The 13,135-nt window shown below is 43.5% G+C and carries 13 protein-coding genes; all 13 read left to right on the top strand.

Features of this window, described 5'->3' with window-relative positions; genetic code table 11:
- Window positions 1-2 precede the first annotated feature (2 nt).
- The 13 genes from FZ941_RS01420 (at window position 3) to FZ941_RS01360 (ending at window position 13,118) form a co-directional block, all read left to right on the top strand.
- Window positions 3-281: a UPF0223 family protein gene (locus FZ941_RS01420; protein WP_005590249.1), complete on the top strand. Its 279-nt coding sequence runs from the start codon at window positions 3-5 to the stop codon at window positions 279-281.
- On the top strand, window positions 271-1,041 hold the full coding sequence (locus FZ941_RS01415) for an inositol monophosphatase family protein (protein WP_148886567.1): 771 nt from the start codon (window positions 271-273) through the stop codon (window positions 1,039-1,041). Before FZ941_RS01420 ends, FZ941_RS01415 begins: the two co-directional genes overlap by 11 nt.
- A gap of 1 nt (window position 1,042) precedes the next feature.
- Window positions 1,043-2,356, top strand: coding sequence for an RsmF rRNA methyltransferase first C-terminal domain-containing protein (locus FZ941_RS01410; protein ID WP_148886566.1), 1,314 nt, complete (start codon window positions 1,043-1,045; stop codon window positions 2,354-2,356).
- 97 nt (window positions 2,357-2,453) lie between these two features.
- Complete coding sequence (locus FZ941_RS01405; RefSeq protein ID WP_148886565.1) at window positions 2,454-3,338, top strand: phosphate ABC transporter substrate-binding protein PstS family protein; 885 nt, start codon at window positions 2,454-2,456, stop codon at window positions 3,336-3,338.
- Window positions 3,335-4,252: a phosphate ABC transporter permease subunit PstC gene (gene pstC / locus FZ941_RS01400; RefSeq protein ID WP_005590255.1), complete on the top strand. Its 918-nt coding sequence runs from the start codon at window positions 3,335-3,337 to the stop codon at window positions 4,250-4,252. The genes FZ941_RS01405 and pstC overlap by 4 nt, the downstream gene beginning before the upstream one ends.
- Window positions 4,242-5,126, top strand: coding sequence for a phosphate ABC transporter permease PstA (pstA, locus tag FZ941_RS01395; protein ID WP_037615389.1), 885 nt, complete (start codon window positions 4,242-4,244; stop codon window positions 5,124-5,126). Before pstC ends, pstA begins: the two co-directional genes overlap by 11 nt.
- Window positions 5,127-5,136: 10 nt before the next feature.
- A complete protein-coding gene (pstB, locus tag FZ941_RS01390) occupies window positions 5,137-5,940 on the top strand; it encodes a phosphate ABC transporter ATP-binding protein PstB (RefSeq protein ID WP_005590257.1) in 804 nt (267 codons plus the stop codon).
- A 27-nt stretch (window positions 5,941-5,967) separates the two neighbouring features.
- A complete protein-coding gene (gene pstB, locus FZ941_RS01385; RefSeq protein ID WP_148886564.1) occupies window positions 5,968-6,726 on the top strand; it encodes a phosphate ABC transporter ATP-binding protein PstB in 759 nt (252 codons plus the stop codon).
- Between the two features lie 11 nt (window positions 6,727-6,737).
- Complete coding sequence (gene phoU / locus FZ941_RS01380) at window positions 6,738-7,391, top strand: phosphate signaling complex protein PhoU (protein ID WP_005591940.1); 654 nt, start codon at window positions 6,738-6,740, stop codon at window positions 7,389-7,391.
- A gap of 225 nt (window positions 7,392-7,616) precedes the next feature.
- Window positions 7,617-10,160: a M1 family metallopeptidase gene (locus FZ941_RS01375; protein ID WP_148886563.1), complete on the top strand. Its 2,544-nt coding sequence runs from the start codon at window positions 7,617-7,619 to the stop codon at window positions 10,158-10,160.
- 371 nt (window positions 10,161-10,531) lie between these two features.
- A complete protein-coding gene (locus tag FZ941_RS01370; protein WP_111694531.1) occupies window positions 10,532-10,969 on the top strand; it encodes a hypothetical protein in 438 nt (145 codons plus the stop codon).
- A 120-nt stretch (window positions 10,970-11,089) separates the two neighbouring features.
- Window positions 11,090-11,764, top strand: coding sequence for a response regulator transcription factor (locus FZ941_RS01365; RefSeq protein ID WP_125379520.1), 675 nt, complete (start codon window positions 11,090-11,092; stop codon window positions 11,762-11,764).
- A complete protein-coding gene (locus tag FZ941_RS01360; RefSeq protein WP_148886562.1) occupies window positions 11,754-13,118 on the top strand; it encodes a sensor histidine kinase KdpD in 1,365 nt (454 codons plus the stop codon). Before FZ941_RS01365 ends, FZ941_RS01360 begins: the two co-directional genes overlap by 11 nt.
- Window positions 13,119-13,135: the final 17 nt, after the last annotated feature.

The following is a 13,135-nucleotide window of genomic DNA, read 5'->3' as shown; positions in this document are numbered from 1 at the left end:
ATATGGAAAAAAATTATAGTTACCCACTAGACTTATCGTGGAGCACTGAAGAGCTTGCTTCAGTGCTTTCTTTTTTTAATGATGTAGAGCAAGCCTATGAACAGAAGATTCAAGCGGAGAAACTGCTCCAGTCCTATGCAGTCTTCAAGAAAGTTGTTCCCAGCAAGGGAGAAGAGAAGCGACTAGGCCGTGAGTTTGAGACGGTTAGTGGCTATTCTCTTTATCGCGCTGTTCAGGAGGCAAAAAGGAAAGGGAAAGGAATGATTTCTCTTGGAAAATAAATTTCATTTTGCGAAAGAAATAGTTTATCAGGCAGGTGCTTTTTTAAGAGACCATCTCTATGATGATTTGGATGTCGTACAAAAGAGCAGCCCGACTGACTTGGTGACTCAAATGGACCGCTTCATCCAAGATGATTTGGTTGGGAAAATTTTAGCTCAGTATCCGAACGACGCGATTTTGGCTGAGGAAAATGACCTGCGACACGACATAGCGGATGGTAATGTATGGGTGATTGATCCCATTGATGGCACCAATAATTTCATTACCCAGCGGGCTGATTTTGCTATTATGTTGGCTTATTTTGAAAATGGGCAGGGCAAGTTCGGCTTGATTTACGATGTGACAAGAGACCAGCTTTTTCACGGAGGCGGGGCTTTTGATGTGTACTGCAATGACAGAAAGTTGTCTGCTTTTATCGACAAGCCCTTGCAGCAATATCTTATGGCTTCAAATGCTAGTATGCTGGAGCATAATCACTGGGGACTAGCTGATTTAGCTCGTGATTGCTTGGGGGTGCGTGTCTATGGCAGTGCTGGGATTAGTTTTGCTAAGACCTTGGCTGGTGGATTAGCCGCCTATTTCTCTTATAATTGGCCTTGGGACTATGCGGCGGCCTATGTGATGGCTGACAAATTAGGCTTCGTCATTCAGACTCTTGATGGCGAACAGCCGAATTTTCAGACTCAGGAGCCGATTATGATTGCACCAAAGTGTAAGTTAGACGAATTACAAGAGTATTTACGAAAGGGAAAAGGCTAGTATGGACTTTCCAGTAGGTTTTAAGGAAAAGTATGAGGAGCTCTTGGGGAAGGAAGCAGAGGCTTTTTTTGCGACTTTTGATCAAGAGCCGATTTCAGCCTTTCGAAGCAATCCTTTAAAAGAGAATCAGAAAGATTTTGTGAATGCTATACCAAACACAGACTGGGGCTATTATGGAAAAATGTCTGGTAAGTCGGTAGAACACGTCACGGGGCTGGTTTATTCTCAAGAGCCAGCTGCCCAGATGGTTGCCCAGGTTGCAGCACCGCAAAAGGGAATGAAAGTTTTGGACTTGGCTGCCGCACCTGGCGGGAAATCTACCCACTTACTCTCTTATCTGAGAAATACAGGTGTGCTGGTTTCTAACGAAATCAATGCCAAACGCAGTAAAATTTTGGTAGAAAACATTGAGCGTTTTGGAGCGCGAAATGTCCTTGTCACCAACGAATCTGCCGATAGATTGGCTAAGGTTTATCAGGGCTATTTTGACCTCATTGTTCTGGATGCTCCTTGCTCTGGCGAAGGGATGTTTCGCAAGCAGCCAGATGCGACCCAGTATTGGAACTCAGAATATCCTGCTCAGTGTGCACGTCTGCAGCGAGAAATTTTAGCGGACGCTGTCAAGATGTTGGCGACAGGCGGGCAGTTGGTTTATTCGACCTGCACCTGGGCACCTGAAGAAAATGAAGAAATTGTCGCTTGGCTTTTAGAGAATTTTCCTTTGGAATTGCTTGAAATACCAAAAGTCAATGGCATGGTGGCAGGGATTGATTTTCCAGAAACAGCTCGTATGTATCCCCACCATTTCAAAGGAGAAGGACAATTTGTAGCGAAATTTCGCTTTACAGGAAGCCAGTCTGCTAAAAAAATCAAGGCTGCCAGAAATAAATTGACAGCTGAGCAAAGAAAACTCTGGCAAGATTTCCAGAAAAAGCATCTAAAAATTGAGCCAGAAGGCCATTTAGAGACATTTGGGGACAATCTGTATCTGGTGCCAGCTGGACTACCAGACATGTCCAAGCTGAAAATTGCTCGCAATGGCCTGCATCTGGGTGAATTTAAGAAAAATCGCTTTGAACCGAGCTTCGCCTTAGGTTTAGCCTTGAGGCCCAGTGAAGTCGTCTCTGTCCTTGAGATTGATGATGAGGCCTTTAGCAAATATGTAGCAGGCGAGACAGTTCAACTCTCACAAAACTATCCAAATGGCTGGTATCAAGTACTTGCCCAAGGCAATGGTCTGGGTTTTGCAAAAATTACTGGAAATACCTTGAAAAATTATTTCCCAAAGGGGCTTCGCTTTCGTTCAAAAGACTAGGCAAAGCCCTCTTTCTATGTTATAGTGGATATAGTGGGATTTTCAGTTTCTTTCAAATAGACATTCCACTATTATTCTCAAGATTTCGAGGAAAAAAATGGTGAAGAAAAAATATAAGCTGATTTTGTCAGCGGTTCTAGTGCTATTTGCAGTCAGCCTATCAGCCTGTTCCAGCTGGATTGACCGTGGGGAGTCCATGACTGCCGTTGGTTCGACAGCTCTTCAGCCGCTTGTTGAAGCTGCAGCGGATGAGTTTGGTTCGGCAAATATTGGAAAAACAGTCAATGTTCAAGGTGGCGGATCAGGTACTGGCTTGTCTCAGGTTCAGTCTGGCGCGGTTGAAATTGGCAACTCAGATGTGTTTGCTGAGGAAAAAGAAGGGATTAATGCTTCAGCCCTTGTTGACCACAAGGTAGCAGTCGCTGGAATTGCCGTGATTGTTAATAAAGAAGTGTCTGTCGATAATTTAACGGCGGAGCAACTGCAGAAGATTTTTACTGGTGAAGTGACCAACTGGAAGCAGCTGGGTGGGAAAAACCTAGAGATTTCCATCATCAACCGTGCGGCAAGTTCTGGTTCTCGAGCTACGTTTGACAGTGTCATCATGAATGGTAAATCAGCCGTTCAAAGTCAGGAGCAGGATTCAAATGGGATGGTTAAGTCCATTGTTTCTCAAACACCGGGAGCCATTTCTTATCTTGCCTTTGCTTATGTGGATGATTCTGTCAAGACTTTGAAGCTCAATGGCTACGAGCCAACGGCTAAGAATGTTGCGACCAATGCTTGGCCGCTATGGTCTTATGAGCATATGTATACATTGGGCAAGCCGACTGGTCTTGCAGCAGAGTTTCTGAACTACATGCTGTCAGATGAAGTTCAGGATGGAATCGTCTCAGGAATGGGCTATATTTCCATCAAGGAAATGCAGGTCAGCAAAGATGCTGATGGAAATGTTACGAGCTTAAAAGGAGATAGCAAATGAGAAATGAAGAATTAGCAAAAAAATTACTATCCCCTTCGAAAAACTCTCGTCTGGAAAAATTTGGTAAATATATCACCTTTGCCTGCCTGTCTTTAATCGTCCTGATTGTAGCCATGATTCTAATCTTCGTGGCGCAAAAGGGCTTATCGACCTTCTTTGTCAACGGAGTCAATGTATTTGAATTCTTATTTGGCTCCACTTGGAATCCGTCAGGTAAGGAATTCGGTGCTCTACCCATGATCTTGGGTTCTTTCATTGTTACGATTTTGTCAGCATTGATTGCAACGCCATTTGCTATTGGAGCAGCCGTCTTTATGACAGAGGTGTCTCCAAAAGGAGCAAAGATACTGCAACCGGCGATTGAGCTTTTAGTTGGGATTCCGTCTGTTGTTTACGGATTCATCGGTTTGCAGGTTGTGGTTCCTTTTGTTCGGACTGTTTTTGGCGGTACTGGTTTTGGGATTTTGTCTGGTATTTTTGTGCTCTTTGTCATGATTTTGCCGACCGTCACCTTTATGACGACGGACAGTCTGCGTGCTGTGCCACGTCACTACCGTGAAGCAAGTCTGGCTATGGGTGCAACGCGCTGGCAGACCATTTGGCGGGTAACGCTAAAGGCTGCTCGCTCTGGTATCTTTACAGCTGTGGTCTTTGGAATGGCACGTGCCTTCGGTGAAGCCTTGGCCATTCAAATGGTTGTCGGTAACTCTGCGGTGATTCCAACCTCTTTGACAACACCTGCGGCGACCCTGACTTCCGTTTTGACCATGGGAATCGGAAATACCGTTATGGGAACAGTGGACAATAACGTTCTCTGGTCTCTGGCTCTGGTGCTCTTGATGATGAGCTTGGCCTTTAACAGTGTCATTAAACTGATTACAAAAGAAAGAGGTAAGAAAAACTATGCACGCTAAGAAATTAGATAAATTGGCGACTGGTATCCTCTACACGATAGCTGGTATCATTGTTGCTATCCTTGCCTCTCTGATTCTTTATATTCTGGTAAGAGGATTGCCGCATATTTCCTGGTCTTTCTTGACAGGGAAATCTTCTTCTTATCAAGCTGGCGGTGGTATTGGGATTCAGCTCTACAATTCCTTCTTCCTACTGGTGATTACTCTGATTATCTCTGTTCCCCTTTCGATGGGAGCGGGAGTCTATCTGGCTGAGTACGCTAAAAAAGGTCCAGTGACTAATTTTGTCCGTACCTGTATTGAAATCCTGTCCTCTCTGCCATCTGTGGTAGTCGGACTCTTTGGCTATTTGATTTTCGTTGTCCAGTTTGAGTATGGCTTTTCTATCATCTCTGGTGCCTTGGCGCTGACTGTCTTCAATCTGCCTCAGATGACTCGGAATGTCGAGGACAGCTTACGCCACGTTCACCATACACAGCGTGAAGCAGGATTGGCTCTTGGAATTTCCCGCTGGGAAACAGTGCTGCATGTGGTCATTCCAGAGGCTCTGCCAGGTATTGTGACAGGGATTGTCCTTGCTTCTGGTCGGATTTTCGGTGAAGCAGCTGCCTTGATTTACACCGCAGGTCAATCTGCGCCGGCTCTGGATTGGTCTAACTGGAACATTTTCAGCATTACCAGTCCGATTTCGATTTTCCGGCAGGCGGAGACGCTGGCCGTCCATATCTGGAAAGTCAATAGTGAAGGAACCATTCCTGATGGAACTGTGGTGTCAGCTGGATCAGCAGCAGTGCTTCTGATTTTCATCTTGATTTTCAACTTTGGAGCCCGCAAACTCGGTTCCTACTTGCACAAGAAATTAACCTCTGCATAAAGGAGAAGCAATGACAGAATATAATTGGAATGAAAAACATATCATTACTTTTCCTGAAGAAAAGGTAGCCCTTTCGACCAAGGATTTGCATGTTTACTATGGTAAAAAAGAATCCATCAAGGGTATTGATATGCAGTTTGAAAAGAATAAAATCACAGCTTTGATTGGACCGTCTGGCTCAGGGAAATCTACCTATCTCCGCAGTCTTAATCGTATGAATGACACGATTGATATTGCTAAGGTAACAGGGCAAATTCTTTACCAAGGAATAGACGTCAATCGGTCTGATATCAACGTTTACGAAATGCGTAAGCACATCGGCATGGTCTTTCAACGTCCCAATCCATTTGCCAAGTCTATTTATCGCAACATTACCTTTGCCCATGAACGTGCTGGTGTAAAAGATAAAAATATTTTGGATGAACTTGTTGAAACTTCGCTCAAGCAAGCCGCGCTTTGGGACCAAGTCAAGGATGATCTTCATAAATCAGCCTTGACCTTGTCAGGCGGCCAGCAGCAGCGACTCTGTATTGCCCGAGCTATCTCAGTCAAGCCAGATATCTTGCTTATGGACGAGCCGGCTTCTGCGCTGGATCCGATTGCGACCATGCAGCTGGAAGAGACCATGTTTGAGCTCAAAAAGGACTATACGATCATCATCGTGACTCACAATATGCAGCAGGCTGCCCGGGCCAGTGACTACACCGGCTTCTTTTATCTGGGGGATTTGATTGAGTACGACAAAACTGCCAATATTTTCCAAAATGCCAAATTGCAGTCGACCAATGACTATGTTTCTGGTCATTTCGGTTAAAGGTGAAGAAACTAAAGGAATGAACTTATGACAGAACCTATTTTGCAAGTCAAGGACTTGTCGGTTTATTATAATAAAAAGAAAGCACTTAATAGTGTCTCCTTGGACTTTATGCCTAATGAAATCACTGCCTTGATTGGACCGTCCGGTTCAGGGAAATCTACCTTGCTCAAGGCTATCAACCGTATGGGCGATTTGAATCCAGAAGTAACAACGACAGGCACTGTCATCTATAACGGTCACAATATCTACAGTCCTCGGACAGATACGGTGGAGTTGCGTAAGGAAATTGGCATGGTTTTCCAGCAGCCTAATCCATTCCCAATGACCATTTATGAAAATGTTGTCTATGGACTGCGTATCAATGGTATTAAGGATAAACAGGTTTTAGATGAAGCGGTAGAGCGATCCTTGATTGGGGCTTCTATCTGGGACGAAGTGAAAGACCGTCTACATGATTCGGCTATTGGTCTCTCTGGTGGTCAACAGCAGCGGATTTGTGTAGCACGCGTTTTAGCTACCAGCCCGAAAATCATCCTCTTGGATGAGCCGACATCTGCGCTAGATCCAATCTCTGCTGGTAAGATTGAGGAAACTCTCTATGGGCTCAAAGACACCTATACCATGCTTTTGGTGACGCGCTCCATGCAGCAGGCTTCTCGGCTTTCGGATAAAACGGGCTTCTTCTTGGGTGGCGATTTGATCGAGTTTAATGATACTAAGGAGATGTTCCTCAACCCACAAAATAAGGAAACAGAAGATTATATTACAGGAAAATTTGGATAAGGAGTTGAATGATGTTACGATCTCAATTTGAAGAAGATTTGGAGAAATTGCACAACCAGTTCTATGCCATGGGACAAGAAGTACTCTCACAAATCAACCGCACCGTGCGTGCTTTTGTCACGCATGACCGTGACTTGGCAAAGGAAGTCATCGAAGATGATGCAGAAGTAAATGAATATGAAGTGAAATTGGAAAAGAAATCATTTGAAATGATTGCCCTCCAACAACCTGTTTCTCAAGACCTTCGTACTGTCTTAACCGTTCTAAAGGCTGTTTCAGACTTAGAGCGTATGGGAGACCATGCAGTATCCATTGCAAAAGCAGCTATTCGTATGAAGGGTGAACAGCGTATTCCAGCTGTCGAGGACGAAATTAAAAAGATGGGCCGCGATGTGAAAAATTTCGTTGAAGCTGCCCTTGATCTCTACCTGAATGGTTCTGTAGATCAAGCCTATGAAGTAGCAGCCATGGATGAAAAAATCAACCATTATTTTGATAGCATTCGTGACCTGGCTACGGAAGAAATCAAGAAAAATCCTGAAGCTATCGTTACAGGCCGTGATTACTTCCAGGTTATTTCTTTCTTGGAACGTATCGGCGATTATGCCAAAAACATCTGTGAGTGGGTTGTTTACTTTGAAACGGGTAAAATTATCGAATTATAATATATGTTAAAAAGACAGGCTAAGCTTGTCTTTTTGTGTTTTGGGGAGGAGAAAAGAGAATAACAGGATAGCTTTAAAATGATTACATTATGTCTGAAGATGAAAATCAATTTTGAGTCAGTTAGGATGAGTATAAAGTCACTAAATATGGTAGAATAGTAAGAGATGAATCATGAATGGAGGTTGGCTTAATACCAGCCCCTTCAATTAGATGAGGAGAAAAACATGCAAGCAGTTGCACATTTTATTGATACTTTTGTTCCAGAGCACTATGATCTCTTTTTGGATTTGAATCGTGCGGATAAGACCTTCTCAGGGAAAGTTACCATTAGTGGTGAAGCTAAAGCTGAGAAAATTTCCTTACACCAAAAGGATTTGACGATTGAGGTCGTGGAAGTAGATGGAAAAGCTCGTCCCTTCACTCTTGATAATGACAATGAAGCTCTTTATGTTGAGTTGGAAACAGCAGGCCCTGTGAAGGTAACCTTGACCTATACAGGTAAGATTACAGATAATATGACAGGGATTTACCCATCTTACTATACAGTAGATGGAGTGAAAAAAGAAATTATTTCTACCCAGTTTGAGAGCCATTTTGCCCGTGAAGCCTTTCCTAGCGTGGATGAGCCAGAAGCTAAAGCGACTTTTGATTTGGCATTGAAATTTGACCAAGCAGAAGGCGAACTTGCCTTGTCTAATATGCCTGAAATCGACGTTGAAAACCGGAAAGCGACTGGCATTTGGAAGTTTGAAACGACTCCACGTATGTCTTCCTATCTCTTGGCTTTTGCTGCAGGCGATATGCAAGGCATTACTGCTAAAACTAAAAACGGCACTTTGGTCGGTGTTTATGCAACCAAGGCTCACCCAGCTAGCAACTTAGAATTTGCTTTGGACATTGCGGTTCGCTCTATTGAATTTTACGAAGAATATTACGGTGTCAAATACCCTATTCCTCAGTCGCTTCATGTAGCTCTGCCAGACTTTTCATCTGGCGCTATGGAAAACTGGGGTCTGGTCACATACCGTGAGATTTACCTCTTAGTAGATGAAAATTCTACGGTATCCAGCCGTCAAGATGTAGCACTTGTCGTTGCTCATGAGTTGGCTCACCAATGGTTTGGAAACTTGGTCACTATGAAGTGGTGGGATGACCTTTGGCTCAATGAAAGCTTTGCCAACATGATGGAATATGTCTGTGTCAATGCGATTGAACCAAGCTGGAATATCTTTGAGAATTTCCAAACAACAGGTGTGCCTTTGGCGCTTAAGCGGGATGCGACAGACGGAGTTCAGTCTGTCCATGTGGAAGTGAAGCACCCTGACGAAATCAATACTTTGTTTGATCCGGCTATCGTTTATGCTAAGGGAAGCCGCCTTATGCACATGCTTCGTCGTTGGTTGGGAGATGAGGCTTTTGCCAAAGGCTTGAATGCTTACTTTGCTAAACATCAGTATGGAAATACTATCGGTCGTGACCTCTGGAATGCCTTGGGAGCTGCTTCTGGTCGTGATGTAGCATCCTTTATGGATTCTTGGCTGGAACAGCCAGGCTACCCTGTTTTGACAGCTACAGTAGAAAACGATACGCTCAAACTCTCTCAAAAACAATTCTTTATCGGAGAGCACGAAGATAAGAAACGCACTTGGGTCTTGCCTTTAAATAGCAACTGGAAAGGTTTGCCAGATACGCTGGAAACAGAAACGCTGGAAATTCCAAATTATTCTGCCTTGGCTGCTCAAAACCAAGGTGCCTTGCGCTTCAATACGGAAAATACGGCCCACTATATCACGGACTATCAAGGTGTCTTGCTTGAGCAGATTTTAGATACCATTACAGAATTGGATAGCACCAGCAAGCTTCAAGTGGTGCAAGAGCGCCGTCTCTTGGCTGAAGCAGGTAGCATTTCATTTGCTGATTTGGTTCCTGTAATTGAAAAACTGACAGAAGAAACCTCCTATTTGGTTGTTTCAGGAGTTAAAGCCGTTTTGAATGGTCTTAAGCTCTTTGTGGACGAAGGAAGCGAGTGCGAGAAAGCCTATCATGAATTGGTTGTTAAACTTAGCAAATTCAACTTTGATCGTCTAGGCTTTGAAGCAAAAGAAGGGGAAAGTGATGAGGATGAGTTGGTTCGCCAGATCGTTGTAGGAGGTCTGATTGCAGCTGATGATCAAGCAGCAAGTCAAGAAGCAAGCCGTATTTTTGCTGCTCATCAAGAGGACTTGGAGAAATTGCCTGCGGCTATTCGCTTGCATATTCTCATCAACCAAATCAAGCATGATGAGAGCAAAGAATTGGCTGACCAATATTTGAATGATTATATTTCAACAGTCGACGGTAGCTTCAAACGCCAATTGGCATCTGCTTTGGCTTACACTAAGGACGCAGAAACCCTTGCTCGTATCTTGGAATCTTTGAAAAACAAGGATATCGTGAAACCACAAGATTTGGCTATGAGTTGGTACCTCCCTCTCTTGAATCACCAATTTACTCAAGCTACTGCTTGGACCTGGGCGCGTGAGAATTGGGATTGGATTAAGGCTGCTCTGGGTGGCGACATGAGCTTCGACAAATTCGTCATTTATCCAGCTAATGCCTTCAAAACAGCAGAAAGACTAGCAGAATATAAGGCCTTCTTTGAGCCGCAGCTAGACGATATGGCTATCAGCCGTAACATCAGCATGGGAATCAAGGAAATCGCAGCGCGTGTTGACTTGATTGCCCGTGAAAAAGCAGCGGTTGAGAAAGCTATCAAGGCTTCAGTCTAGATAAATGAAAGAGAGTGGTACAGAAATCGGTAATTCGTTAGAATTCGATTTCGTCGTCCCACCTCCGCACAGTTTAGTAGGGCTGTAAAAGCTGATGAAATCAGCCTAGTAGAGTCCACTCAACCACTGCGTCTTGCTCGACAATTCAAAGACAATTGAGAGGCTAGGACTTTTGTCCCAGCCTCTTTTTTCTTGTTTAGAATCCCATAGTTTCAGTCTTCTTTAAGAAAAAATTCAGTCCCGTTTAAGCAAGCCTCCCTATAATAATCCTAGCATGTGAAGGGATGTGAGCTTGTTCACTTAAGATTTATATTTCTTCATCATGTTAAAATCCATGAAAATATAAAATGTAGAAAGAGGAAAACTTTAAAATGGATATGGAAAAAATGATTGTAGTTAAAAAGAGTACCAAATGGTGGATGACAGCAGTGGCTAGTGCATCCTTAGCCGTCGGAGCGATTGGTGGCTATGGAATTGGTGCCTTGACACAGAAAAGCCCGCAGCAGAGTTCAGTACAGGCTACTATGCCTCAGCAAAACAAGCAAGATGGCAGGATGCCAGGTCAAGGCGGACAACCTCCTCAAGGTCAGGGACAGGGAAATGAAAATGGTATGCCACCACAGATGGGGGAACAAAACGGTCAAGATGGTCAAGTCGGTCCGGGAGGTGGAGGTCAGCCACCACAAGGAAATGGTCAGCCAAGAGGACCACAAGAAGGAAATCAATCAAAAAAGAAGCCATCAAACGCTGACGGCACAACAAAAGATGATAAGAACAGCGAAAATAACTCGAAAACAACAAATTCTTAAAGCATTTTCGACAAGTCATGATATAATAGAAAAAGATAAGTGAAGATGGAATGAGAAGTGTTTGCCATGTCTCTATTTAAACCACACAGCATAAGCTTTTTCTAGAAAGGGAGGAACAGGATGATTAAGATTCTATTAGTGGAGGATGACCTCGGTCTGTCAAACTCAGTATTTGATTTTTTAGATGATTTTGCAGATGTTATGCAGGTCTTTGATGGCGAAGAAGGACTATACGAGGCAGAAAGTGGCGTGTATGACCTGATTTTGCTGGATTTGATGCTTCCTGAAAAAGATGGCTTCCAAGTGCTTAAAGAATTGCGCGAAAAAGGGGTTACCACTCCTGTCCTTATCATGACTGCCAAGGAAAGTATCGATGATAAAGGCCATGGTTTTGAACTCGGTGCCGACGATTACCTGACTAAGCCTTTTTATCTGGAAGAGCTTAAAATGCGGATTCAGGCCTTGCTCAAACGCTCTGGTAAGTTTAATGAAAATACCCTGTCCTATGGCGATGTGACGGTCAATCTTTCGACCAATTCGACCTTGATAGATGGAAAAGAAGTCGAGCTACTGGGTAAAGAGTTTGATTTGTTGGTCTACTTCCTTCAGAATCAAAATGTCATTTTGCCCAAGACTCAAATCTTCGACCGTTTGTGGGGCTTTGACAGCGATACGACGATTTCTGTGGTGGAAGTCTATGTATCTAAGATTCGGAAAAAATTGAAAGGAACGGCTTTTGCGAATAATCTTCAAACCCTTCGCAGTGTCGGTTACATTTTAAAGAATGCTGAATAAACTCAAAAAAGCCTTATATGCGGATGATTTTTCTTATTTCATTCGCTATTTTGGTGTATTCACCCTGATTTTCTCGGCCATGACGCTCATTATTATCCAAGTCATGCGCTCCAGCCTTTACACGACCGTTGATGATAATCTCAAAAGTCTCAGTCAAAATCCCGCCTGGGTAGCCAATCTAGCCTATCGGACGACGGGGCGGCAATACCAAGAGCCAGAGAATAAGGATTCAGAGCATGAGCCGGCTCCCGATATCAAGATTGAGGAACCGGGTAGGGTCAATGTCAGTGCCAATACTTCAGCCATTCTTTTGAATGATGATTATCAGAATGTGTCAGCCAAGAATGGTTTTTTAAACTTTGATGCGATTAAATTTAATAAACGATTTCTTAATCAAATCAAGCAAATACAACTAACTAATAGCTATGGACAGGTCGAGAGTTATCGGGCTTATATGTTTGACATTGATCCAGATGATGAAATTGAAAATGTCAAGTACGCGGTTGTCATGACCAGTATCAGCCAGCTAGAGCAAACTAGCGAAAAGCATGAAAAGCTGATTGCGATTGTCATGATTAGCTTCTGGGGTATTTCCTTGATTGCCAGTATCTACCTGGCGCGGATGAGTGTCAAACCTCTCTTGGATAGCATGCAAAAGCAGAAGTCCTTTGTTGAAAATGCTAGCCACGAATTGCGGACGCCTCTAGCTGTGCTGCAAAATCGCTTGGAATCTCTCTTCCGTAAGCCCGAAGCTACAATTATGGAGTCTAGTGAGAGTATTGCATCCAGTTTAGAGGAAGTGCGAAATATGCGTCTACTCACGACCAACTTACTCAATCTAGCAAGGAGAGATGACGGCATAAAGCCAGAATACGGTGAAGTCACGCCAGACTTCTTCACTACAGCTTTTTCTAACTATGCTATTATCGCGGAAGAAAGCGATAAGGTCTTTGATTTCAAAAATCTGGTTTCAAAGTCAATCACGACAGACAAGGTCTTACTTAAGCAGGTCATGACCATCCTTTTTGATAATGCCATCAAATACACAGAGGAAGATGGAGAGATCTATTTCGTGGCTTCCGCCAATGATCGGAGCTTGACCTTGCGTATTTCTGACAATGGTCCAGGGATTGCGGGCGATGACAAGAAAAAAGTCTTCGATCGTTTTTATCGGGTGGACAAGGCACGGACTCGTCAAAAAGGTGGATTTGGACTAGGACTATCCCTGGCGAAACAAATCGTGGACGCCTTAAAAGGAACCATCACAGTCAAAGACAACAAACCTCGTGGAACTATTTTTGAAATCAAAGTTCCTCTTAGGTCAGATATTAGAAAACGAATCAGCAAAAGCTGAAAAACTTTTCATATTAT

It is taken from the genome of Streptococcus sp. Marseille-P6264 (assembly GCF_902460355.1).
In the GTDB taxonomy this organism is placed as follows: Bacteria; Bacillota; Bacilli; order Lactobacillales; family Streptococcaceae; genus Streptococcus.
Note: the sequence above shows the minus strand (reverse complement) of the source record. Positions and strands in the feature narration are given on the sequence as shown.